The organism is Streptomyces sp. WM6372, assembly GCF_001279655.1.
Lineage (GTDB): Bacteria > Actinomycetota > Actinomycetes > Streptomycetales > Streptomycetaceae > Streptomyces.
Window position 1 is genome coordinate 12,993 of record NZ_LGDB01000206.1, and the last position, 23,956, is coordinate 36,948.

The window sequence follows — 23,956 nt, forward strand, 5'->3', positions numbered from 1 at the left end:
TTCACGTGAAACGTCGGCGATTGGTTGCCGTGTTTGTACCCCCGGGTAGTGACATGCCGACCGGTACGTGCGCAGAATCGGCAGCATCCGTAGCCGCCGCAGCGCCGCAGCGCTCACCGGGAGGACGCTTTGCTGAGCACCATGCAGGACGTACCGCTCCTCGTCACCCGCATACTCCAGCACGGGATGACGATCCACGGGAAATCCCAGGTCACGACCTGGACCGGGGAGGCCGAGCCGCACCGTCGCAGCTTCGCCGAGATCGGTACCCGCGCCACCCGCCTCGCCAACGCCCTGCGCGACGAACTGGGCGTCCAGCAGGACGACCGGGTGGCGACCCTGATGTGGAACAACGCGGAGCACGTCGAGGCGTACTTCGCGATCCCCTCCATGGGTTCCGTACTCCACACCCTCAACCTGCGTCTGCCTCCCGAGCAGCTGATCTTCATCGTCAACCACGCGGTCGACCGGGTGGTGCTGGTCAACGGGACCCTGCTGCCGCTGCTGGTCCCGCTGCTGCCGCACCTGCCGACCGTCGAGCACGTGGTCGTCTCCGGCATCGGGGACCGCTCCGGACTCGAAGCCCTCGCGCAGGAGCGCGGCTTCCGCGTCCACGACTACGAGGAGCTGATCGCGGACCGCGCGACCTCGTACGACTGGCCGGAGCTGGACGAGCGCCAGGCCGCGGCCATGTGCTACACCTCCGGAACCACCGGCGACCCCAAGAGCGTCGTCTACTCCCACCGTTCGATCTACCTGCACTCGATGCAGGTCAACATGGCCGAGTCGATGGGCCTGACCGACCACGACACCACCCTCGTCGTGGTCCCGCAGTTCCACGTCAACGCCTGGGGCCTGCCGCACGCGGTGTTCATGACCGGCATCAACATGCTGATGCCGGACCGGTTCCTCCAGCCCGCCCCGCTCGCCGAAATGATCGAGCGGGAGAAGCCCACGCACGCCGCGGCCGTCCCCACCATCTGGCAGGGACTGCTCGCCGAGGTCACCGCCAACCCGCGCGACCTGACCTCGATGAAGCAGGTCACCATCGGCGGCGCGGCCTGTCCGCCCTCCCTGATGGAGGCCTACGACAAGCTCGGCGTCCGCCTCTGCCACGCCTGGGGCATGACCGAGACCTCCCCGCTGGGCACCATGGCGCACCCGCCGGCCGGCCTCAGCGCCGAGGAGCAGTGGCCGTACCGGATCACCCAGGGCCGCTTCCCGGCGGGCGTCGAGCCGCGCCTGGTGGGCCCCGGGGGCGACATCCTGCCCTGGGACGGTGAGTCGGCGGGCGAGCTCGAAGTACGCGGCACCTGGATCGCGGGCTCCTACTACGGCGGAGCCGCCGGAGAACCGCTGCGCCCCGAGGACAAGTTCAGCGCGGACGGCTGGCTCAAGACCGGCGACGTCGGTGTGATCAGCCCCGACGGGTTCCTCACGCTGACCGACCGGGCCAAGGACGTCATCAAGTCCGGCGGCGAGTGGATCTCCAGCGTGGAGCTGGAGAACGCGCTGATGGCGCACCCCGAGATCGTCGAGGCGGCGGTCGTCGCCGTCCCGGACGAGAAGTGGGGCGAGCGCCCGCTGGCGACCGTCGTCCTCAAGGAGGGCGCGACCGTGGACTACGACGGGCTGCGCGTCTTCCTCGGCCAGTCCATCGCCAAGTGGCAGCTGCCCGAGCGCTGGACGACCGTCGCGGCCGTTCCGAAGACCAGCGTCGGCAAGTTCGACAAGAAGGTCATACGGAGGCAGTACGCGGACGGCGAGCTGGTCGTCACCAAGCTCGACTGACGCGACCGAATCGGCGGAGGCGCGAAGCCTTCCTGCTCAGCCCTGGCCGGCCTTCGTCAGCCAGGGCCGCAGCAGCCTGCTGACGGCCGGCATCGCCAGGTAGGTCATCAGCGTGCTGAAGACGACGGCGAAGGCGGCCGTCCGCAGGACGAAGTGCACGTTCACCAGGTACGGCCCGAGCACCGCGTTGCCGGCGAGCGAGATCGGGAAGATGGCCAGCCCCGAGCTGATCGCCATCTTCCACCGCGGCGGCGCGGGCCGGGTCGTACCCGGCTTGGCGAACCAGGTCTCCATGCCGTGCAGTTCGCGCCGGGCTATCTCGGTGTGGTGGTGGCCGAGGCAGTTGGAGAACCACTGGGCCCGCTCGGCGGAGTCCTGCCACCGCTGGAAGGCCGCGTGGTCCCGGAAGCGGTGGACCAGGAACCACGGCCCGCCGTCCGCCGCCGGACGGAACAGCCCGTACCCCAGGTGCCCGGGGAAGGTCGCGGCCGTCTCCAGGATGCCGTGGGCCCAGGCCTCGAACGTCTCCTCGTGGCCCGGCTCCACCTGCCGGGCGATGAGCAGGTTCACCTCCCCGTTGTCGGCGGGGACGGTCTGCTCGCTCGCGTCGATGATGGCCATCGGGCCAGGATGACTAGTTCGTGCCGATCTTGGCCAGCAGGTCCACGATGCGGCCCTGGACGTCCGCCGTGGTGGCCCGCTCGGCGAGGAAGAGCACGCTCTCCCCGGAGGCCAGCCGCGGCAGTTCGGCCGGCTCGATCCCCGTGGCCGTGTAGACCACCAGCGGGGTCCGGTTGAGCTGCCCGTTGGCGCGCAGCCAGTCCACGATCCCGGCCCGCCGGCGCCGGACCTGCATGAGGTCCATGACCACCAGGTTGGGCCGCACCCGCGTCGCCAGCTCCACCGCGTCGGTGTCCGCGCCCGCCCGCGCGACCTGGAGGCCGCGCCGTTCCAGGGCGGCCGTCAGTGCCGTCGCGATCTCGTCGCGCTCCTCGATCAGCAGCACCCGGGAAGGGTGCTGCTCGCTGTCGCGCGGCGCGAGCGCCTTGAGGAGGACGGCCGGGTCGGCCCCGTACGCCGCCTCGCGCGTGGCGTGCCCCAGCCCGGCCGTGACCAGTACGGGGACCTCGGCGGCCACCGCGGCCTGGCGCAGGGACTGCAGGGCGGTCCGGGTGATCGGTCCGGTCAGCGGGTCCACGAACAGCGCGGCAGGGAACGCGGCGATCTGCGCGTCCACCTCCTCGCGGGAGTGCACGATCACCGGGCGGTAGCCGCGGTCGCTGAGCGCCTGCTGGGTCTGTACGTCGGGCGCCGGCCACACCAGCAGGCGGCGCGGGTTGTCCAGGGGCTCCGGAGGCAGCTCGTCGTCCACGGGCAGCGGTACGGGCCGGTTGACCACCTCGACGGCGCCCCCGGGCCCGTCCAGCGGCTCGGGGCCCTCGTCGGCGCCCGCCTCGGGGGCTCCTATAGCGAACGCCCGTCCCTGGGGCGCGGGCTCGGCGAGCCGGCGACGGCGGCCGGAGCCGCCCGTACCGCCCGCGCCGTTGGTGCTTCCGGAGTCGACCGAGATGCCCTGACCGAGCGTGCCGAGGGCGCGCACGCTGATCGGCTGCGCGGCCTCCGCCGGGGCCACCTGGGGCTGCCGGGCACCGGGCACGGCCACCGGGCCGGCGGCCTCCTCGTCCTCGGGAGCGGTCCGGGCCGCCGGGACCGGCCAGGCCGGAGTGGCGGGCAGCGCCCGCCGCCGACCGGTCGGCGGTACGGGCTCCTCCGCGGCCGCGGCCGGCGGCGCGGCGGGGGCCGCGGGCTCGGCAGCGGGCGCACCCAGCACCCGGCGCCCGCGCCGACCGGCCGGGGCGTCGCCCTCGGCCTCGCCGGGAGCGGGGGCCGCACCGGCCATGGCGGAGCCCTGCGCGGGAGCCGCTGCCGGTGCCGGCGCCGGCACCGGAGCGGGAGCCGCTGCCGGGGTCGGACCGGCGGGCAGCGCGAAGCCGCCCTCGGGAGCGATGGGCCGTACGGGGGCCTGCGGGGCGGCGGCCGGAGCCGGGCCGAGGCCCGTCACGGGCACGGGACCGCCGGGTTGCGGCGCGGCGGCCGCACCCAGCGCACGCCGCCGCCCGGCGGGATGCTCGGTCACCGGAACCGGCGGCACGGCGGGCATCGGCGGTACGGGCGCCACCGGCGCGCCCTGCGGAACCGGTACGCCCTGCGGCACAGGGGAGGCCGGCGGCACCGGGGACATGCCGGGACCGCGACCGGGTCCGGGCGCGCCCTGCGGCACCGGCGGGAGCGCGGGCATGGCGGTGCCCTGCGGGGGCACGGGCCGGCCGGGGCCGCCCTCGCCGCTGCCCGTACCGCTGCCGTCGCCGTCCCGGCCGCGCCGGCGCCCGGTGCCCAGGCCCGCCGGGTTCACCGGGGACTGCGCGAGCTCGGGAGCCGCGGCGTCGACGGCACCCGCCTCGCCCGCCCGCCGCCGCCCGGACGGCAGCGCCAGCGCGCCCCCGCCCTCGGCGGCGCCGTTCGGCTTCGCTTCCTCGGCGGCGTCCTCCAGGAACGCGTCCACCCCGCGCCGGGCCCGCCGACCGGCGGGGCCCTTGCCCGCGCCCTCGGCGGCCGCCGCCTCCTTCGCGGGCTCGGGCTCGGGCTCCGGATCGGGCAGCGTCACCGTTCCGGCTCCCGCGCCCAGCGGCAGCTCCAGTACGTACGCACCGCCGGGCGCGCCCGGCACCTCCACCGTCTGCAGCACGCCCCCGTGCGCGGCCACGACGCCCCGCACGATCGGCTCGTGCACGGGGTTGCCGCCCTCGTACGGTCCGCGCACCTCGATCCGTACGACCTCGCCCCGCTGCGCGGCGGCGACGACGATCGTCGAGTCGCTGTACCCGCTGCCCTGGCGGGTCTTGCCAGTGGCGTCCACCCCGGCGACGTCGGCGACCAGGTGCGCGAGGGCGCCCGCGATCCGCTCGGCGTCCACCTCGGCCTCGATGGTCGGCGCGTGGACGGCGAACTGCACGCGGCCCGGGCCGATCAGCTCGACGGCGCCGTCGATGCCGGCCGCGACGACCCCGTCGATCAGGACCTTCTTCTTCCTGAGCTTCTCGGTGCCCGCGTCGAGCCGCTGGAAGCCGAGCACGTTGTCGACCAGCGCGGTCATCCGGGAGTACCCGGCGGCCAGGTGGTGCAGCAGCTGGTTGGCCTCGGGCCACAGCTGCCCCGCGTCGTCGGCGGCCAGCGTGGCCAGCTCCCCGCGCAGCTCCTCCAGGGGCCCGCGCAGGGACTCGCCGAGGACGGCCAGCAGCTGGGCGTGCCGGGCGGCCAGGGCGTCGTAGGGCCGCCGGTCGGTGAAGGTCATGACGGCGCCGACGAGCAGCTCCCCGTCCCGTACGGGCGAGGTGGTCATGTCGACGGAGACGGGCTGCCCGGCCTTGTTCCACAGCACCTGGCCGCGCACCCGGTGCTTGCGGCCGCTGCGCAGGGTGTCGGCGAGCGGGGACTCCTCGAAGGGGAACGGCGAGCCGTCGGCGCGCGAGTGCTGGATCAGTCCGTGCAGCTCCCGGTTGCCGAGGTCGGTGGCGCGGTACCCGAGGATCTGGGCAGCGGCCGGGTTGACGAGGACGACCCGGCCGTCGGTGTCCGTGCCGACGACGCCCTCGGCGGCGGCCCGCAGGATCATCTCGGTCTGCCGCTGGGAGCGGGCCAGCTCGGCCTCGGTGTCCACGGTCTGGGAGAGGTCGCGCACGACGAGCATCAGCAGCTCGTCACCCGTGTACGCGGGCTGCGGCTCGCGGTAGGCGTCGCGGCCGTCGAGGTGGGCGGCGGTGACCTCGACGGGGAACTCGGTGCCGTCGGTGCGGCGCGCGACCATCCGCTTGGGCTTGGCCCGGCCGCCCTCGTCCTCGCCGGGCCGGCGCATGGAGCCGGGGATCAGCTTGGAGTCGAACTCGGGGAGGAGGTCCAGCACGCCGCGGCCGACGAGCCCGGTGCCGGGGCTCTCCATGACCTCAAGGGCGATCGAATTCGCGTTGACGACCGTGCCGTTGGCGTTGACGAGCAACAGCGCGTCCGGAAGAGCGTCGAGTATTGCTGCGAGGCGAGCAGCGCCTCGGGATGGCCTGCTGCTCACGACGAGCTTCCTCCCTGACCACAACTACCGGCATGTCACGGGAGGAGTCTAAGGGCACTGTCCCGGCCTGAGGTGGCGGATGTCCGGTGGATACCGTGCATCCTTCGCATCCTCCCAGGTCAGGAGCGCCCACCCGGAAGCACAGGTTCCAGGTTGTTCCAGCGGGCGATCTCGCATCCGTTGGTCCGCCGGAACGTCGCGTCCACCTGGTGGCCTTGCCATGTTCCGGTGATGTGCGCGGTGGCCGGCCCGCCGTCCTGCATGGTGCAGATCTGCCGCTTGGTGACGGGGGCGAAGGGGTCCTTGTCCTGTTTCGCGAGGACGTCGAGCCGGTCGCAGGCGCGCTCGGCCTCGGGGTGGTTCCCGCCGACGGGGTTGCACTCGAGGAGGTACTCGCCGTTCGCCCGGGGGTTGCCGGTGGCGGACACGGTGATGGTGAGGCGGTCGGGCGGGGCCAGCAGCCGGCCCAGCGGGGCCAGCGGGGGCAGCGGCCCGGCGGCCGTGGCCGCCGAGGCGGCCAGGGCTGAGGTGACGGCGAAGGCGGCGAGACGCAGCATGGGGCACTCCAGGTCGTCCGTACGTCGTACGCCTGACCAACGACGCGCGCCCGCCGACGTTGCGTACGGGCGGGCGTACGGAGGGGTGTGCGGGAGAGCGGGTGCCGGAGGGCGCGTGCCGGGAGGCTTAAGGCTTTGCTCTGGTGGCAGCTGTCCTTGTACCGTGGGAGCGGATTGGTGAGCGGCCCTGTGGCTGTGTCATCATCTGCACGCACCCTCCTACGCGGGGGTGTGCTGGAGGCGTCGCCTAGTCCGGTCTATGGCGCCGCACTGCTAATGCGGTTTGGGTCTTAAAGCCCATCGAGGGTTCAAATCCCTCCGCCTCCGCACCTGCCGAAGCCCCGGTCCTGATGGACCGGGGCTTCGGTGCGTTCCGGGGTCTTGCCTTTGACGCCTTCCGGCCACGCCGACCGCCGCCCCCAACCCCGCCCCGACATCGGTTCGAACCCGTCCGGATGATCTTCATCGGGAGCGTTTCCGCAGGTCAGGCACGGTTTGGCTAATGGATTTCGCGTCCCGCCGAGGTCCATGTATTGTTGTTCTCGCAAGGCCAACGGGGCGCAAAACCCCGAGAAGCCCAAGCACTCGTAGCTTAACGGATAGAGCATCTGACTACGGATCAGAAGGTTGCAGGTTCGAATCCTGCCGAGTGCACAGCCGAAGAGGCCCCCCGGTTCACCGGGGGGCCTCTTGCGTTGTCCGGTGTCCTTCTTGGTGGGGAGGGGGACCTCGGGGTTCTTCGGGGGTGGGGGTCGGTCCTGCGGGGGATGGGCGGCGGCCCGGGGGTGGATACGGTCCTTGGAGACGGTTCGGAACGGTCGGGCCGCGAGAGGGGGACTGTCATGGGACTGTTCGGGAACGCGCACACGGTCGATCCGATGTCGGCGCAGCGGGACTACGCGCGGCTGCTCGGGCAGGGGGAGCAGGTGCACGCCGCGTACTTGTTGATACGCGACACGATCCTGTTCACCGACCGGCGGCTCGTGCTCGTCGACAAGCAGGGGCTCACCGGGAAGAAGGTGGAGTACCACTCCATCCCATACCGGAGCATCACGCACTTCTCCGTGGAGACCGCCGGGCACTTCGATCTCGATGCCGAGCTCAAGATCTGGCTCTCCGGGAGCGCGGCGCCGATCGAGAAGACGTTCACCAAGGGTGTGGACATCTACGAGGTGCAGGCCATCCTGACGCAGTTCGTCGCCCGGTAGCCGCCTCGGCGGAATCGTTCGCCCGGGATCTCGTACAGGTGCTGAATCCTGTTCGGTCCCCTGGTGGCGGAACAGGATCCTGTACCGTCGGCGCGAGGGATTCCAGGGGATGTGGGAGGAAGATCGCGTGGACGACATCGACCGGGCGCTCGTCCTGCGCTTGCAGCAGGACGCGGGCCAGTCGTACGCCGCCCTCGGCGCGGCCGTGGGGCTGTCGGCCGGGGCCACCCACGAGCGCGTACGCAAGCTGCGCGAGCGCGGGGTCATCCGGCGCACGACGGTCGAGGTGGATCCCGCGGCCGTCGGGAGCGGGGTGCTCGCGTACGTGATGGTCGACTCCAACGCCTGGATGGGGGATTCGAAGGCGGCCTTCGAGGCGATCGCCGAGATCCAGGAGGCGCACATCATCGCGGGGAGCGCCTCGGTCCTGGTGAAGGTGCGCACGGCCACGACCGGGCAGCTCCAGGACGTCCTGCGCCGCCTCTACGCCATCGACGGCGTCAGCGGTACGCACGCCACCGTCGTGCTGGACACCTTCTTCGAGCGGCCCCTCCCGCTGTGACCTGGCGGTGCACCGGGATCCGGTGGAACGACGGCGTCCCCGCCATCGGGTGGTGCGCCGACGGGCGCGGGGAGCGCAGCAGTCCGCTCGCGTACGGGCAGCGGCTGGCGTTCACGGCCCGCGGGGAGCGGCACTGCCTCGGTGTGCGGCGGGCCGGGAAGCGGACCCCGTGCCCCACGGGCGCCACCGTGCCCGGCCGGGCCGCGAACGCCCAGTGCCCCGAATGCGCCCGCCTGGACCGGTCGTTCTCGGTGGCCGCCGACACCAACGCCGCCGATCCGCGCACCTACCGCGTCTACCTGGCCTGGTTCGGGCCCGAGATGATCAAGGTCGGCATCACCGCCGAGGAGCGCGGCCCGGCCCGGCTGCTGGAGCAGGGGGCGGTGACCTGGACCTGGCTGGGGCGGGGGCCGCTGATGGCCACCCGCCGCACTGAGGAGTTGCTGCGGGCCGCCCTCGGGGTACCGGACCGGATCGCCTACGCCCGCAAGCGCGCCGTACGGGGCCACCTGCCGGCGGCGGCCGACCGCGCCCGGGAGGTCGCCGAACTGTACGCCCGGGCCGCGGCCCTGCCGGGATGGCCCGAGTCGCTGGAGCGGCTGGAGTGCGAAACCGCCGATCACGCCGGGCCGTTCGGACTGGACGGACTGCCCGCCCCCGCCCGGGCGGTCACCGCCATGGTCCCCGGCGGGGCCGTCGTGGGCCGGCTCGCCGGCGCGGCCGGCCCCGATCTGCACTTCGAGGACGGGCTCGTGGTGGACACCCGGCTGCTCGCCGGCTGGGAGCTCACCGCCCCCGCCGCGGAGGACACGACAGCCGTGCCGGTCGCGGAACTGCCACCGCTCGCCGCCCCCGGCGGGCAGGACGGGCTTTTCTGATCACCGGGCCCGTCCCGGACACCGGCAGGGAGTCCAAGGTCAAAACTTGGATCCCTTTGGGCTCACGGACCCCTATCCGGTGGACATGCCCGGGGCCCGCCGCCGAGGGTGGTGGGCATGAGCATCCAGCCCGTACCCGCTTTCGAACCGCCGTACGTGATGGCGGTTTTCAGCAACGTCCGCACCCCTGACGACACCGGATACCCGGAAGTCCTCGCCCGGATGAAGGAGATCGTGGCCGCGAACCCCGGCTTCCTCGGCTACGAGTCCGCCCGCACCCCCGGCGGCCTCGGCATCACCGTCGCCTATTTCCGCGACCACGAGTCCCTCGCCGAGTGGCGGCAGGACCTGGAGCACCAGGCGGCCATGAAGAAGGGCCGCGCCGACTGGTACGAGAGCTACACGCTGCACGTCGCGACCGTCGAGCGGAGCCACGGCTTTGCCCGCAACGGCTGACGCGGTCCGCGCCTTCCGGGAGCGGCTCGGGCTGCCCGCCCTGGTGGACGTCCACACGCACTTCATGCCCGAGCGGGTCCTGGCGAAGGTGTGGGACTACTTCGACGCCTTCGGACCGCTGAACGGCGTCGAGTGGCCCATCACCTACCGGCACGAGGAGGAGCAGCGGGTCGCGCTCCTGCGGGAGTTCGGGGTCCGGGCCTTCACGTCCATGCTCTACCCGCACAAGCCGGAGATGGCCGCCTGGCTCAACTCCTGGTCCGCCGGCTTCGCCGCCAGGACCCCCGACTGCCTGCACACCGCGACCTTCTTCCCCGAGGACGGGGCCGAGGCGTACGTCCGGCAGGCCGTCGAGGCCGGGGCCCGGGTCTTCAAGGCGCACCTCCAGGTCGGCGGGTACGACCCCAACGACGACCGGCTCGACCCGGTCTGGGGGCTGCTCGCCGAGGCGGGCATCCCGACCGTGATCCACTGCGGGTCGGGGCCCGTCCCGGCCAAGTACACGGGACCCGAGCCGGTCGCCCGGCTGCTGGCCCGCCACCCCCGGCTGCCCTTGATCGTCGCGCACATGGGCATGCCCGAGTACGCCGACTTCCTGGACCTCGCCGACCGGTACGCCGAGGTGCGCCTCGACACCACCATGGCCTTCACCGACTTCTCCGAGCGGTTCCGCGGCTTCCCGCAGCCGGAGCTCGGGCGGCTCGCGGACCTCGGCGACCGGATCCTGCTCGGCACCGATTTCCCGAACATCCCCTATCCCTACGAGCACCAGCTGGAGGCCCTGGAACGGCTCGGCCTCGGCGACGACTGGCTGCGCGCGGTCTGCCACGACAACGGGGCCGGGCTGTTCCGCCTGGTCTGAGGGGCCGGCCGGGCGGCGCCCGGGGTTTCTCAGGAAATTCACAGGTAGGGACAAGAACGCTCTCAGAGGCCGGGGCCAGCGTGGCCGCATGACTGCGACGACCACCTCCCATGCGTCCACGTCCACCAGCAACCCGACGGCCCTCGTCCGGCCCGACGGCGGCCCCTGCCGGGTGCTCGTCGTCGACGACGAGGCCTCGCTCTCGGAGCTGCTCTCCATGGCCCTGCGCTACGAGGGATGCGAAGTCCGCAGTGCGGGCGACGGGGCCGGCGCGGTCCGGGCCGCGCGGGAGTTCCGGCCGGACGTCGTGGTCCTCGACATCATGCTGCCGGACATGGACGGACTCGCCGTCCTCGGGCAGCTGCGCCGGGAGATCCCGCAGCTCCCGGTGCTCTTCCTGACCGCCAAGGACTCCGTCGAGGACCGCATCGCGGGCCTGACGGCGGGCGGCGACGACTACGTCACCAAGCCGTTCAGCCTGGAGGAGGTCGTGGCCCGGCTGCGCGGCCTGGTCCGCCGCTCGGGAGCGGCGCAGGCCGCCCGCGGGGGCTCCGTCCTGGCCGTCGGCGATCTGCGGCTCGACGAGGACAGCCACGAGGTGTCCCGGGGCGGCCGGGAGATCCACCTGACCGCCACGGAGTTCGAGCTGCTGCGCTACCTGATGCGCAACCCGCGGCGCGTGCTGAGCAAGGCGCAGATCCTGGACCGGGTGTGGTCGTACGACTTCGGCGGCCAGGCCAACGTCGTCGAGCTGTACATCTCCTACCTGCGGCGCAAGCTGGAGAGCGGCCCCGGCTACCCGCCGATGATCCACACCCGGCGCGGCGCCGGCTACCTGATCAAGCCGGCCGAGTAGTGGCCCTCCGCCTGCCGCGGCCGCTTCGCGCCCTCCGCCCGCCCCGCCTCTTCCGCCCGGTCCGCTCCTGGTCCCTGCGGGCCCGGCTCGTCGTCTCGGCGGTGGCGCTGATCGCCGTGGTGGGCACGGCCATCGGAGCCGTCACCACCCTCGCGCTGCGCTCGTACCTGGTCGACAAGCTCGACGACCAGCTGAGGGTCTCGGTCGAGATGGGCGTCCGCAAGCCCCTCGGGGAGAAGGTGATCCGCGACAAGGACGACAAGTTCGTCCTGGCCCCCGGCTCCCCGCTGGGCGCCGCCGGGATCCGGCTGCTCGCCGACGGCACGGTCGCCAGCACGGCACGCAGCGCCGCCGTCGGCGGGCCCGGGTACGACCACATCCAGCGCCTCACCGAGGCCCAGACCGCGACCCTGGCCCGAGCCGCCCGCACGGCCGCCGCACACCGCACGCCCGTCCCCGTGAACCTGGACCTGCCGGACCTCGGCGCGTACCGGGTGCTCACCGCTCCGGACGGAAGCCTCGTCCTCGGCTTCCCGCTCGCCGAGGTCGACTCCACCGTGAGCACACTGATCGCCGTCGAGGTCTTCGTCACCCTCGCCGGGCTGATCGCGGCCTCCCTCGCCGGACAGGCCCTGGTCGGGGTCGCCCTGCGCCCGCTGCGCCGGGTGGCGGCCACCGCGACCCGCGTCTCCGAACTGCCCCTGCACAGCGGGGAACCCGCCCTCCACGAGCGGGTCCCGGAAGCCGAGGCCGACCCCCGCACCGAGGTGGGCCAGGTCGGCGCCGCACTCAACCGGATGCTGGGGCACGTCTCCTCCGCCCTCATGGCCCGCCAGCAGAGCGAGACCCGGGTACGGCAGTTCGTCGCGGACGCCAGCCACGAGCTGCGGACTCCCCTCGCCTCCATCCGCGGGTACGCCGAACTGACCCGCCGGGGACGGGAGGAGCCCGGCCCCGACACCCGGCACGCCCTGGGCCGCATCGAGTCCGAGGCGACCCGGATGACCGGACTCGTCGAGGACCTGCTCCTGCTCGCCCGGCTCGACGCCGGCCGCCCGCTGAGCTCGGCCGACACCGACCTCGCCCCGCTCGTCGTCGACGCCGTCAGCGACGCCCGGGCCGCCGGACCCGAGCACCACTGGCGCCTTGAGCTTCCCGAAGAGCCCGCGCCCATCCGCGCCGACCCGGCCCGGATCCAGCAGGTCCTGGTCAACCTGCTCGCCAACGCCCGCACGCACACCCCGCCCGGCACCACCGTGACCGCCCATGTTTCACGTGAAACATTCGCCGTCCGGCTGCGGATCGAGGACGACGGGCCCGGTATCCCGCCCGCCCTGCTCCCCCACGTCTTCGAACGGTTCGCCCGCGGCGATGCCTCCCGCTCCCGGGCCGCGGGCTCCACCGGCCTGGGGCTGGCCATCGTCGAGGCCGTCGTGACGGCGCACGGCGGACGGGTGGACGTGCAGAGCGAGCCGGGGCGCACCCGCTTCGAGGTACTGCTCCCGCTCGCCCCGGACCAGCCCCCGAAGCGGGGCCCCCGGAGGGACTCACAGACGGACTCACAGAGGGACTCGAAAACCGACTCACAGACGGGGCACAGGCTCACCACACAGCGGTGACAGCCCGCCCGGAGAGGGTCGGTCCATGCGAACCGACACCTCCTCCGGCGCCCTTCCGGCACGGGCGCACCTCGCGCCCGTGCCCGGCGAGCCCGTACTCGACGTGGTGATCCCGGTCTTCAACGAGGAGAAGGACCTCGGCCCGTGCGTGCGCCGGCTCCACGACCACCTCACCCGTACGTTCCCGTACCCGTTCCGCATCACGATCGCCGACAACGCGAGCACCGACCGCACCCCCGAGGTCGCGGCCGGCCTCGCCGCCGCCGTCGACGGCGTACGCAGCACCCGGCTGGAGGAGAAAGGCCGCGGCCGCGCCCTGCGGACCGTCTGGTCCCGCTCCGAGGCGCCCGTCCTCGCGTACATGGACGTGGATCTGTCCACCGACCTCAACGCGCTGCTGCCGCTGGTCGCCCCGCTCATCTCCGGGCACTCCGACCTCGCCATCGGTACCCGCCTCGCCCGCTCCTCGCGCGTGGTGCGCGGCGCCAAGCGGGAGTTCGTCTCCCGCGCCTACAACCTGCTCCTGCGCTCCTCCCTCGCCGCCCGCTTCAGCGATGCCCAGTGCGGGTTCAAGGCCATCCGGCGGGAGGTCGCGGAGCGGCTGCTGCCGCTGGTGGAGGACTCGGGCTGGTTCTTCGACACCGAGCTGCTGGTGCTCGCCGAGCGGGCCGGGCTGCGGATCCACGAGGTCCCGGTGGACTGGGTGGACGACCCCGACTCCACCGTCCACATCGTCAGTACCGCCACCGAGGACCTCAAGGGCATGTGGCGGGTGGGCCGGGCGCTGGCCGTCGGCGCGCTGCCGCTCGACCGGCTCGCCCGCCCCTTCGGTGACGACCCGCGCGACCGCAGCGCCCTGCCCGGAGTGCCGCGCGGGCTGGCCCGCCAGCTCCTCGGCTTCTGCGTCATCGGGGTGCTGTCCACGCTCGCCTACCTCGCCCTGTACTCCCTCTTCCGGCTCGGCGCCGGACCGCAGCTCGCCAACGCCGGCGCCCTGCTGGCCTCCGCCGTCGCCAACACGGCCGCCAACCGGCGGCTCACCTTCGGGGTCCGCGGCCGAGACCGGGCCGTACGCCACCAGGCCCAGGGCCTCGTCGTGTTCGGCGTCGGGCTGGCCCTGACCAGCGGATCGCTCGCCGCCCTCGGCGCCGCCACCGCCGACCCCTCCCACAGCACCGAACTGGCCGTACTGATCACGGCCAACCTCGCCGCGACCGTGCTGAGGTTCCTGCTCTTCCGCGCCTGGGTCTTCCCCGAGCGGCGCGCCACTCCCGCGAAGGACGACACCCGATGACCACGGCCGTACCACCCATGGACTCCCCGTTCCCCGAACGGGCCCCGACCGCGCCGAGCGCTCCCTCCGCGCCGAGCGCTTCCGCCGGTACCGCGAGCGCAGGGCGCCCCCGCTGGGAGCGGCCCGCGTACGTGGCGCTCCTGCTGGGCACCGCCGTCCTGCTGCTGTGGAACCTGGGCGCTTCCGGCTACGCCAACTCCTTCTACTCCGCGGCCGTACAGGCGGGCAGCGAGAGCTGGAAGGCCTTCTTCTTCGGCTCCTCCGACGCCGGGAACTCCATCACCGTCGACAAGCCCCCGGCCGCCCTGTGGCCCATGGCCCTGTCCGTCCGGCTGTTCGGACTCGGCGGCTGGCAGATCCTGGTCCCGCAGGCCCTGATGGGCGTCGGCACCACCGCCGTCCTCTACGCCGCCGTGCGCCGCCACTTCGGGCCCGCGGCCGCACTGCTCAGCGGCACGGTCTTCGCGCTCACCCCGGTCGCCGCGCTGATGTTCCGCTTCAACAACCCGGACGCGCTGCTCACCCTGCTGCTGACCGTCACCGTGTACTGCGTCCTGCGCGCCCTCGACGGCGCCCACACCAAGTGGCTCGTCTGGGCGGGTGTCGCGGTCGGCTTCGCCTTCCTGACCAAGACCCTCCAGGCCTTCGTCATCCTGCCGCCGCTCGCCCTCGTGTACGCGGTCTGCGCGCCGACCCGGCTGCGCCGCCGGCTCGGTCAACTGCTGCTCGCCGGAGCCGCCATGGTCGTGGCCGGCGGCTGGTGGGTGGCGATCGTGGAACTCTGGCCCGCGTCCTCCCGCCCGTACATCGGCGGCTCGCAGAACAACTCCTTCCTGGAACTCACCCTCGGCTACAACGGGCTCGGCAGGATCAACGGTGACGAGACCGGCAGTGTCGGCGGCGGTGCTGCCCGCCCGGGTGGCGGCGGAGGCGGCGGAGGCTGGGGAGAGACCGGCATCGACCGGTTGTTCTCGGCCAACATCGGCGGACAGATCTCCTGGCTGCTCCCGGCGGCCCTCGTCATGCTCGTCGCCGGACTCGTGGTCACCTGGCGGGCCCGCCGGGCCGCCGACTCCCTGGAGGGCATGGCCCGGGCCGCGTTCCTGGTATGGGGCGGCGCCCTGCTGATCACGGCGCTCGTCTTCAGCTACATGCAGGGCATCTTCCACGAGTACTACACCGTGGCGCTGGCGCCCTTCGTGGCCGCACTGGTCGGCATGGGCGTGGCCATGCTGTGGGAGGAGCGGGGCAGCAAGGCCGCCGCGCTCACCCTGTCGGGCACCCTCGCACTGACCGCGTGGTGGTCGTACGTCCTGCTCGGCCGCGCCACCGGATACCTGCCGTGGCTGCGCTGGACCGTCCTCGTGGCCGGTCTCCTCGCCGCCGCCGGGCTACTGCTCGGTGCCCGGCTCGGCCGCCGGTTCGCGCTGGGCGCGGCGGGGCTGGGGCTGGCGGCCGCGCTGGCCGGTCCGCTCGCGTACTGCCTGACGACGGCGGACTCCACGCGCGGCGGGTCGATCGTGACGGCCGGGCCCGCGGTCTCGGGCGGCCGGGGCGGCATGGGCATGCGCTTGCCCGGCGGTGAATTCCCGCCGGGCACGGCCCCGCAGGGGGCGTTGCAGGGCGGCCCGCAGCAGGGGCAGCAGGGCGGCGCTCCGCAGGGCGGGCCCCGCCAGTTCCCCGGCGGCCAGGGCGGCCAGGGCTTCCCCGGCGGCCAGGGGTTCCCGGGCGGTCAGGGGGCCGCCGGGGCGCGCGGTGCACGCGGGGCGGGGAACTCCGCGGGCGGCCCCGGCGGAGGTGGCGGTGGCTTCGGCGGCCTGCTGGGCGGTACGAAGGCCAGTACGGAGGCCACGGCGGCCCTGCGCAAGGACGCGGGGAAGTACACCTGGGCGGCAGCGGCCGTCGGGGCGCAGAACGCGGCGAGCTACCAGCTGGCCTCGGGCGAGCCGGTGATGCCGATCGGCGGGTTCAACGGCAGCGACCCGTCACCGACGCTGGCCCGGTTCCAGGAGTACGTGCGCTCCGGCAAGATCCACTACTTCATCGGCGAGGGCGCCCGCGCGGGTGGCGAGGGACAGACCGGACAGGCGGCGCGCGGCGGCCAGGGCGGTGGCCCCGGCGGCGGCACCAGCAGCGCCATCACGAGCTGGATCCAGGCCAACTACCGGTCCACGACGGTCGGTGGCGCCACCCTCTACGACCTGACCGCCCCCCTGAACGGCACGTCCGCCCCGTCCTGAACCCGCCGAAACGCGAGAGGCACCCTCTAGCATCAAGTGGGCGGACCGGGCATTCCGGGCTGGTCCAGCTGTTGTGAGGAGGGTGCCTCCATGGTGACCGCGGCCGATCCCGGCGATACCCGGACCAGCGTGTGGCTGGCCCCCGGGCACAGCGCACCCGCGAGGCGCCGCAGTGAGGCGCCCTCCGGTCTCGACCGGGACCGGATCACCGGAGCCACCGTCCGGCTGCTCGACGCCGAGGGGCTGGCCCGGTTCTCGATGCGGCGGCTCGCGGCCGGGCTCGGGGTCACCGCGATGTCCCTGTACTGGTACGTCGACACCAAGCACGATCTGCTCGAACTCGCCCTGGACCGGGCCCTGGGCGAGCTCCCGCTGACCCGCACCGCCCGCACCGCCCCGACCGAGCCGGTCGCTCCGGCGCACGAGGGCTGGCCCGGCCGGCTGCGGTCGCTGGCCTGCGGCTACCGGCGGCTGCTGGCGGAGCATCCGTGGGTGGCGCCGCTGACGGCCGCGTACCCGAACATCGGCCCGCACGCGCGGGCCTTCGACTCCGCCCTGCAGCGGGTGCTCGACGCCACGGGTCTGGCGGGTGGCCGCCGGACCGGCGCGCACCTGGCGGTGTCGCAGTTCCTGCACGGCTGCGGGGGCGCCGCCCGGCGGGCGCCCGACGGGGACTTCGTCCTCGCGCTCGACGTCCTGATCGCCGGCATCGAGGCGCAGGCCCCCGCCCGGCCCGCCCCGGCCGGGCCCGCCCGGCCGGGGGCGTAGAAAACCCCCGCCGGGCGCCGCTCCCAGGGGAGGGGCGGCCCGACGGGGGTCTGCGGGTACCGCTGGGTGCCGCTATTCCGCCGGAGCCACGGCCGTCGCCGTCGCTGTAGCCGGCGATGCCGAAGTCGATGCCGAAGTCGTCGCCGCGGATGCCGACGCCGTCGGGGCGTGGGCGGCCGGCTTGGACTTCAGGGCGACCTCCTTGATGAAGAGCACCAGGACGAGCGAGAGCAGCGCGAACGGCGCCGCGTAGAAGAAGACGTCACCGACGCCGTGCCCGTACGCGGACTCGACGACCGTGCGGAACGGCGCGGGCAGCTTGTCGAGGTCGGGGATCCCGCCGCCGGCGGTGCCGCCGTGGCCCATCGCCGCCGCCTTCGGGCCGAGTGCGGCCAGCCCGTCCTTGACGTAGTGGGTGACCCGGTTGGCCATGACCGCGCCGAGCGCCGAGACGCCCACGGCGCCGCCGAGCGAGCGGAAGAAGGTGACGACCGAGCTGGCCGAGCCCAGGTCCTCGGGGGCCACCTGGTTCTGCGTGGCGAGGACGAGGTTCTGCATCATCATGCCGAGACCGAGGCCGGTCAGCGCCATGTAGATCGCGATGTGCCAGTACGGGGTGTCGTACCGCAGGGTGCCCAGCAGCCCGAGGCCGGCCGTCAGGAGGACGCCGCCGGAGACGAGCCAGGCCTTCCACTTGCCGGTCTTGGTGATCACCTGACCGGAAACCGTGGAGGAGACGAAGAGCCCGCCGATCATCGGAATCGTGAGGATTCCGGACATCGTGGGGGACTCGTTGCGGGCCAACTGGAAGAACTGGCTGAAAAACACCGTTCCCGAGAACATCGCGATGCCGACGAACAGCGAGGCGGCCGAGGCGAGCGTGATGGTCTTGTTGCGGAACAGGCGCAGCGGGATGATCGGGTCGCTCGCCTTGGACTCGACGAGGAGGAAGAGCAGGCCGAGCACGACGGCGCCGCCGGTCATCGCCGCGGTGGTCCAGGAGATCCAGTCGTACGAGTCGCCGGCCTGCGTGACCCAGATCAGCAGCAGCGACACGGCCCCGCTGATCAGGAACGCGCCGAGCCAGTCGACCTTGACGTCGCGTCGGACGACCGGGAGGTGCAGGGTCCGCTGGAGGACGATCAGGGCGATGATCGCGAACGGCACGCCGACGTAGAAGCACCAGCGCCAGCCGAGCCACGAGGTGTCGGTGATGACGCCGCCGAGCAGCGGGCCGCCGACGGTGGCGACGGCGAAGACCGCGCCGAGGTAGCCGCTGTACCGGCCGCGCTCGCGCGGCGAGATCATCGCGGCCATCACGATCTGGGCGAGGGCGGAGAGGCCGCCGACGCCGATGCCCTGGACGACGCGGCAGGCGATCAGCATGCCGGTGTTCTGGGACAGGCCCGCGACCACGGAGCCGAGGACGTAGATCACCAGGGATATCTGGACCAGCAGCTTCTTGCTGAAGAGGTCGGACAGCTTGCCCCAGAGCGGGGTGGCGGCGGTCATCGACAGCAGGGCGGCCGTGACGACCCAGGTGTACGAGGACTGCGTGCCGCCGAGGTCGCTGATGATCTGGGGCAGGGCGTTGGAGACGATCGTGGACGACAGGATCGCCACGAACATGCCGAGCATCAGCCCGGACAGCGCCTTCATGATCTGCGGGTGGGTCATGGGGGCGGGGGAGCCGGAGCCGGAGGGGGACGCGGGGTCGGACGTGGTCTCCGACCGGCTGCCTCCCTGCACACCGGTGGGTGCGGTGGTCGCCATGTGGTTCCTTTTGTCTAGAAGCTCGATCGGAGCCGGGTCAGCAAGGTGTTGAGTACGTCGATGTCGTGGGGGGACCAGTCGGCCAGGGCCTTCTCCAGTGCGCCGGTGTAGCGGGCGCCCAGCTCGGCGAGGAGGGCGTGCCCGGCCGGGGTGAGGCGCAGGATGCGGCAGCGGCCGTCGCCGGGGTCGATGTCGCGGGTGATCCACCCGCGGTCGGCGACGTGGGCGACGTGGCGGCTGGTCACCGAGATGTCGATGGCCATGAGGTCGGCGAGGCGGCTGAGCCGCATTTCGCCGTGGCGGTCGAGCAGGGTGAGGACGGCGGCGGAGCCCGGCGGGCAGTCCGGGGGGAGCAGGCGGGCCAGGTCGCGCTTGACGGCGCCGATGCCGGTGAGCTGGCGGGCCAGCTCCTCGTAGCGGCTGGTGGGGGTGTGTGCCGCGGGCGGCGCCGGTGGTGCGGGTGGCGCGTGCAGCGTCTGGGTTTCGGTGGTCATGGGGGCTCCCCCCTCTCTTTCCTCGTACTTCTCGATGTTGTTGCTTAGGGCAACCATAGAAGCGATTGGTTGCTACAGGCAAATGAATGGGGGGGTGGGGGCGGTAAAGGAATCGGAAAACCCGCTAGGGTCCTGAGGCATGGCTGCGAACCACAACTCACAGGGCCCCGAGGGCAACTACGACCCCGCGGGCAGCACTCAGATGTTCCGGGCGTTCGTCGAAGAGGCGGCGCCGACCGGGCAGGGGCCCGCGGTGCAGGGATCTCGGCGGCGGCAGGCCGCGCAGGGCTCGGGGTCGAAGGCCGGGCTGTGGCTGGGCGTGGGGATCGCCGCCCTGGTCCTGATCGGAGTGGTGGCCTGGCTGGCTCTGTAGCCTGCCGCGGCGCGGCGTGACCGGGCCGGCCACGCCGGGCAGCGCCACGCCGGGCAGCTCCATGCCGTGCCACGTGCCGGGCCGTGCCGGTGCGGCTGCGGCCGGGCATGGGCCGGGGCCTGGGGCCGGTGCGGCTCCCCGGCGGATGCCGGATTCGCCCCGGCGCCGTCAGCTCCAGGTGGCCGTCGCCTTCTGGGTCTCCACGTGCATGCCCAGGGGGACCCGCCAGGATTCGACGCAGACCGTGTAGGTCTGCGTCTTCGCCGTGCCCCCGGGGATCGGCGCGGGCAGGGGCTGGGTCGTGGTGATGGTGGCCCAGTCGATGCCCAGCGCGCCGATGATGTGCGTCGAGAACGTGACCGTTCCGGACGTGGCCGGTTTCGTTCCCGTGTTGGTGAACGCCAGCGTGACCTTCTCGCACCAGCGGTCCGCCGCCTGGGCGCGGACGGGCGGGCCCAGGGTCAGCTGCGCCGGAGTGCCCGGGGGCGTCGTCCCCGGAGCGGGTCCGGGCGGTTTCGAGCCCGGCGGGACCGGTGCCGGAGGGGCCGACGTCGGCGGGCCCTGCACCGGCGGGGGCTGGGGCGGCCGGGCGGTCCCGGGCGCGTTGGTCGTCGATCCGCCTTGGGCGGAGGCCGCGGGGCCCTGCGGGTCCGGGGCACCGGGCGACGTACTCCCTGTACTCCCTGTGCTTCCCGTGCTTCCCGTGCTCCCCGTACTCCCCGTCGAGGGGGGCGGGCCGTCGCCCAGCTGCCGGAGCTCCACGGGGGACCGCGGCGGTACGTTGTCGCCCGCCCGGCGTTCCGGGCCCGGGGCCACGGCGCCCGCGGCCGCGTAGCCGTCACGTGCCGGGCCGCCGCATCCCGTCAGGCATGCGGCGGCCAGAGAGCAGCACAGGGTGATGAGCGTGAGCGTTCGGCGGTCCACTCGCATCGCCGTAGTTTTACTGACTCTGCGTCAGCTGTGAACCCCTCGTCCGCGGCTACTCCCCGATCAGGCCCACCCGCAGCTGTGCCAGCGTGCGCGTCAGCAGCCGGGAGACGTGCATCTGGGAGATGCCGACCTCCTCGCCGATCTGCGACTGCGTCATGTTCGCGAAGAACCGCAGCATGATGATCTGCCGTTCCCGGGGCGGGAGTTTGGCGAGCAGCGGCTTGAGCGACTCGCGGTACTCGACGCCCTCCAGTGCGGTGTCCTCGTACCCGAGCCGGTCCGCGAGCGAGCCCTCGCCGCCCTCGTCCTCGGGAGAGGGCGAGTCGAGCGAGGAGGCGGTGTACGCGTTGCCCACGGCGAGGCCGTCGACGACGTCCTCCTCCGACACCCCGAGTACGGCGGCCAGTTCCGGCACCGTCGGCGAGCGGTCGAGCTTCTGGGCGAGCTCGTCGCTGGCCTTGGTGAGGGCGAGGCGCAGCTCCTGGAGGCGGCGCGGGACGCGCACGGACCAGGAAGTGTCCCTAAAGAATCGTTTGATCTCGCCCACGACGGTCGGCATCGCGAACGTCGGGAACTCCACGCCGCGTTCGCAGTCGAACCGGTCGATCGCCTTGATCAGGCCGATCGTGCCGACCTGGACGATGTCCTCCATCGGCTCGTTGCGGCTGCGGAAGCGGGCGGCCGCGTACCGCACCAGCGGCAGGTTCAGCTCGATCAGGGTGTCGCGTACGTACGCCCGTTCGGGGCTGTCCGCGTCCAGGGCGGCAAGTCGCTGGAAGAGGGAGCGGGAGAGGGTGCGGGTGTCGATGGCTTCCGAGCGGACAGGCGCTGCAGGCACGACAGGTGCTGCGAGTGCTGCCGGCGCTTCGCTCTTTTCGAGCGTGAGCACCTTGGAGCTGCCCTGGTCTACGGACATGCCACCCCCTTGAGGTCGCGGACGGTCGCGTACGGCGCGCCCGTCGGAGGAACGCAGCCTCCACCTGAATACCGGAGGCGGGGCTGCGGCAAACGCGGTTCCAGCAGAATGTCACATGTCGGCAACACGCTGTAGCGCCAAGTCGACATATATCTCCAGCGACAGAGCGGAATGAGCCCATTCTGTGGGGATACGGCGGAGCGAGCTCCACCCGTTCCAGCTACGCCTCGATCCTGTTTGCGGACCGGAGCCGGGCGAAGCTGCGGGCGAGCAGTCGCGAGACGTGCATCTGGGACACGCCGAGCTCCGCGCTGATCTGGGACTGCGTCAGATTGTTGTAGTACCGCAGCAGCAGGATCCTTTGTTCACGCTCGGGCAGCTGTACGAGGAGGTGGCGGACGAGGTCGCGGTGCTCGACCCCGGCCAGCTCCGGGTCCTCGTAGCCGAGGCGGTCCAGCAGCCCCGGCAGCCCGTCGCCCTCCTGGGCCGCCTCCAGTGAGGTGGCGTGGTAGCTGCGGCCGGCCTCGATGCAGGACAGCACCTCGTCCTCGGTGATCCGCAGCCGCTCGGCGATCTCGGGCGTGGTGGGCGTGCGCCCGTGCAGGGTGGTGAGGTCCTCGGTCGCCGCGTTCACCTGGACCCACAGCTCGTGGAGCCGGCGCGGTACGTGGACGGTGCGGACGTTGTCGCGGAAGTACCGTTTGATCTCGCCCACCACCGTGGGCATGGCGAACGTCGGGAACTGCACCCCGCGGTCCGGGTCGAACCGGTCGATCGCGTTGATGAGGCCGATCGTGCCGACCTGGACCACGTCCTCCATCGGCTCGTTGCGGCTGCGGAAGCGGGCGGCCGCGTACCGGACGAGCGGAAGGTTCGCCTCGATGAGGGCCCCGCGCACCCGGTGGTGCTCGCTCGTACCCGGCTGAAGGCCCTTCAGCTGGCCGAACAGGACCTGGGTGAGGGCCCGGGTGTCCGCGCCCCGGCTCTGCGGTCTCGGGGGCGCTGGAGGCTCTTCAGGGGGCTCCTGCTGGGGTGGCACCTGAGGCGCAGTACTGGCCGGCACGGTCACGCCACCCCTTCATGTCAACTCATCCGTCAAAAGCGGTCATAGCATCACAAGACATGTGCACTGTGTGCAAGCACCGTATATCGCCGTGTTGAGGGCAAGTTGGGCATAATGGGGTGTTTTGGGCGAGGGTATTGCGGGGCGCGCGGGAACGCGAAAGCCCCCCACCCGTCGGAGTGGGGGGCCGGTCGTTCGGAAGGCCGCGTCAGCGTACGGGTTCAGCGCACCAATTCGGTCATGAACGCGCCGATGCCGTGGGCCGCGTCCGATATGCCCTGGAAGCCTATTTTGACGATGTCGGCCGCCTTGACCGGCTGGGTGATGATCACGAAGAGCACGAACACGACGAGCCCACCCATGATCATCTTCTTGGTGTCCACGAGCGGTGTCGGCCTCCCCAACCGGTCCTGCTAAGTCCGGTGAGTCTAACCGTTCGTCTTCGGACACTCACCAGGCCTTTATGGACCAATGACCCGGCGGTCCGGGTCCTTTGCCGAAGTACGGAAGGGCGGGGGTGGCGCAGTATTGAAGACGAGCCCACCGGTTCTGGCAGGAAATCGGTGGGTGAGGGACAGGACCTCACTGCGGGGTCCGAGCCGCAAGCTTCCCCCTGACTGCGGTTCGGACTGGCAGGTTCCGTCCTCGTCGGGGGAAGTGGTTTGTCCCCCCGATGCCACTTCCCCCGCCCGTACGTCGAAGGCCCCGACCCCGGTCGGGGCCTTCTTCGGGTTCTGCGGCTTCTTCGCGGCTCGCCGGGGCTTTCCGGGGCTGTCCCGGCCGGCCTCTCGGCTACTGGATGGCGCCGAGCAGGCCCAGGACGGGCTCGACGGGGGCGATGACGGGTGCCAGGTCGTTCGGCAGCTCCGTCAGGCGGCCGAGCTTGTCCAGCTCGTTGAGCTTCCCGCCGATCTCCTGGACGGAACCGGGCGTGGCCCCCTGGGGCATGCCCGGGGCGGCCTGCGGCAGGTCCGGGAGGGTGATCGGGGCCGCGGGGGCGGCGGAGGCGGCGGGAGCGGCGAGGCCCGCTGCGGCCCCCGCGAGGGCGAAGGCGGCGAGCATGCGCTGGGTCTTGGTCATGCCGTGACAACGGCCGAGCGGGGCACCGGTCACGCGGCCGTCATCCGTAAAGACGCGTCGGGACGTGCTGGGACGTGCCGACATGTGCCGGCACGTGACGCGGCGGATGACGC

General features: G+C 72.6%; 22 protein-coding genes and 2 tRNA genes. 14 read left to right on the forward strand and 10 right to left on the reverse strand.

Annotated features, from left to right (window positions below):
* The first annotated feature begins 129 nt into the window (after positions 1-129).
* Entirely contained in the window at positions 130-1,791 is a 1,662-nt protein-coding gene (locus ADK52_RS27060) for a long-chain fatty acid--CoA ligase (protein WP_053692453.1), read from the forward strand.
* Positions 1,792-1,827: 36 nt separating this feature from the next.
* Here the strand turns inward: ADK52_RS27060 and ADK52_RS27065 are convergent, their stop codons facing one another.
* The 3 genes from ADK52_RS27065 to ADK52_RS27075 form a co-directional block, all read right to left on the reverse strand.
* Positions 1,828-2,412 (reverse strand): antibiotic biosynthesis monooxygenase, encoded by a 585-nt coding sequence (locus ADK52_RS27065; protein ID WP_053692454.1) that lies wholly within the window; start codon positions 2,410-2,412, stop codon positions 1,828-1,830.
* 13 nt (positions 2,413-2,425) lie between these two features.
* On the reverse strand, positions 2,426-5,914 hold the full coding sequence (locus ADK52_RS27070; RefSeq protein WP_053692455.1) for a PAS domain-containing protein: 3,489 nt from the start codon (positions 5,912-5,914) through the stop codon (positions 2,426-2,428).
* Between the two features lie 119 nt (positions 5,915-6,033).
* Positions 6,034-6,471, reverse strand: a complete 438-nt coding sequence (locus ADK52_RS27075) for an SSI family serine proteinase inhibitor (RefSeq protein WP_053692456.1) — start codon at positions 6,469-6,471, stop codon at positions 6,034-6,036.
* A 236-nt stretch (positions 6,472-6,707) separates the two neighbouring features.
* On the opposite strand from ADK52_RS27075, the gene ADK52_RS27080 reads away from it, so the two are divergent.
* The 12 genes from ADK52_RS27080 to ADK52_RS27135 all read left to right on the forward strand — a co-directional run bounded on the left by ADK52_RS27080 (position 6,708) and on the right by ADK52_RS27135 (position 17,214).
* Positions 6,708-6,798 (forward strand) — tRNA-Ser (locus tag ADK52_RS27080).
* A 254-nt stretch (positions 6,799-7,052) separates the two neighbouring features.
* Positions 7,053-7,125: transfer RNA gene (locus ADK52_RS27085), tRNA-Arg, on the forward strand.
* Positions 7,126-7,313: 188 nt separating this feature from the next.
* Positions 7,314-7,679 (forward strand): PH domain-containing protein, encoded by a 366-nt coding sequence (locus tag ADK52_RS27090; RefSeq protein WP_053692457.1) that lies wholly within the window; start codon positions 7,314-7,316, stop codon positions 7,677-7,679.
* Positions 7,680-7,806: 127 nt separating this feature from the next.
* The gene (locus tag ADK52_RS27095) at positions 7,807-8,241 is read left to right on the forward strand and encodes an Lrp/AsnC family transcriptional regulator (RefSeq protein WP_053692458.1); all 435 of its coding nucleotides are present in this window, start codon (positions 7,807-7,809) and stop codon (positions 8,239-8,241) included.
* Entirely contained in the window at positions 8,238-9,119 is an 882-nt protein-coding gene (locus ADK52_RS27100; protein WP_053692459.1) for a DUF2797 domain-containing protein, read from the forward strand. The genes ADK52_RS27095 and ADK52_RS27100 overlap by 4 nt, the downstream gene beginning before the upstream one ends.
* Before the next feature lie 117 nt (positions 9,120-9,236).
* The gene (locus ADK52_RS27105; protein ID WP_053692460.1) at positions 9,237-9,575 is read left to right on the forward strand and encodes an antibiotic biosynthesis monooxygenase family protein; all 339 of its coding nucleotides are present in this window, start codon (positions 9,237-9,239) and stop codon (positions 9,573-9,575) included.
* Positions 9,559-10,437, forward strand: coding sequence for an amidohydrolase family protein (locus ADK52_RS27110; RefSeq protein WP_053692461.1), 879 nt, complete (start codon positions 9,559-9,561; stop codon positions 10,435-10,437). Before ADK52_RS27105 ends, ADK52_RS27110 begins: the two co-directional genes overlap by 17 nt.
* A gap of 88 nt (positions 10,438-10,525) precedes the next feature.
* Positions 10,526-11,293, forward strand: a complete 768-nt coding sequence (locus tag ADK52_RS27115) for a response regulator transcription factor (RefSeq protein ID WP_053692462.1) — start codon at positions 10,526-10,528, stop codon at positions 11,291-11,293.
* A gap of 11 nt (positions 11,294-11,304) precedes the next feature.
* On the forward strand, positions 11,305-12,912 hold the full coding sequence (locus ADK52_RS27120; RefSeq protein WP_078988635.1) for a sensor histidine kinase: 1,608 nt from the start codon (positions 11,305-11,307) through the stop codon (positions 12,910-12,912).
* A 25-nt stretch (positions 12,913-12,937) separates the two neighbouring features.
* On the forward strand, positions 12,938-14,206 hold the full coding sequence (locus tag ADK52_RS27125) for a bifunctional glycosyltransferase family 2/GtrA family protein (protein ID WP_053692463.1): 1,269 nt from the start codon (positions 12,938-12,940) through the stop codon (positions 14,204-14,206).
* A complete protein-coding gene (locus ADK52_RS27130) occupies positions 14,203-16,446 on the forward strand; it encodes an ArnT family glycosyltransferase (RefSeq protein ID WP_053692464.1) in 2,244 nt (747 codons plus the stop codon). The genes ADK52_RS27125 and ADK52_RS27130 overlap by 4 nt, the downstream gene beginning before the upstream one ends.
* A gap of 90 nt (positions 16,447-16,536) precedes the next feature.
* The gene (locus tag ADK52_RS27135; RefSeq protein WP_053692465.1) at positions 16,537-17,214 is read left to right on the forward strand and encodes a TetR/AcrR family transcriptional regulator; all 678 of its coding nucleotides are present in this window, start codon (positions 16,537-16,539) and stop codon (positions 17,212-17,214) included.
* A 72-nt stretch (positions 17,215-17,286) separates the two neighbouring features.
* Here the strand turns inward: ADK52_RS27135 and ADK52_RS27140 are convergent, their stop codons facing one another.
* On the reverse strand, positions 17,287-18,987 hold the full coding sequence (locus ADK52_RS27140; protein ID WP_053692466.1) for an MDR family MFS transporter: 1,701 nt from the start codon (positions 18,985-18,987) through the stop codon (positions 17,287-17,289).
* 14 nt (positions 18,988-19,001) lie between these two features.
* A complete protein-coding gene (locus tag ADK52_RS27145; protein WP_053692467.1) occupies positions 19,002-19,481 on the reverse strand; it encodes a MarR family winged helix-turn-helix transcriptional regulator in 480 nt (159 codons plus the stop codon).
* 139 nt (positions 19,482-19,620) lie between these two features.
* On the opposite strand from ADK52_RS27145, the gene ADK52_RS27150 reads away from it, so the two are divergent.
* Entirely contained in the window at positions 19,621-19,854 is a 234-nt protein-coding gene (locus tag ADK52_RS27150) for a hypothetical protein (RefSeq protein WP_053692468.1), read from the forward strand.
* 168 nt (positions 19,855-20,022) lie between these two features.
* Here the strand turns inward: ADK52_RS27150 and ADK52_RS43965 are convergent, their stop codons facing one another.
* The 5 genes from ADK52_RS43965 to ADK52_RS27170 form a co-directional block, all read right to left on the reverse strand.
* On the reverse strand, positions 20,023-20,421 hold the full coding sequence (locus ADK52_RS43965; protein ID WP_234344258.1) for a hypothetical protein: 399 nt from the start codon (positions 20,419-20,421) through the stop codon (positions 20,023-20,025).
* Positions 20,422-20,833: 412 nt separating this feature from the next.
* Complete coding sequence (locus ADK52_RS27160; RefSeq protein WP_053692469.1) at positions 20,834-21,700, reverse strand: RNA polymerase sigma factor SigF; 867 nt, start codon at positions 21,698-21,700, stop codon at positions 20,834-20,836.
* 220 nt (positions 21,701-21,920) lie between these two features.
* Positions 21,921-22,763: an RNA polymerase sigma factor SigF gene (locus ADK52_RS27165; protein ID WP_078988636.1), complete on the reverse strand. Its 843-nt coding sequence runs from the start codon at positions 22,761-22,763 to the stop codon at positions 21,921-21,923.
* Positions 22,764-22,984: 221 nt separating this feature from the next.
* The gene (locus ADK52_RS42565; protein WP_159046037.1) at positions 22,985-23,146 is read right to left on the reverse strand and encodes a hypothetical protein; all 162 of its coding nucleotides are present in this window, start codon (positions 23,144-23,146) and stop codon (positions 22,985-22,987) included.
* A gap of 409 nt (positions 23,147-23,555) precedes the next feature.
* A complete protein-coding gene (locus tag ADK52_RS27170) occupies positions 23,556-23,843 on the reverse strand; it encodes a hypothetical protein (RefSeq protein WP_053692470.1) in 288 nt (95 codons plus the stop codon).
* Between the last annotated feature and the right edge of the window lie 113 nt (positions 23,844-23,956).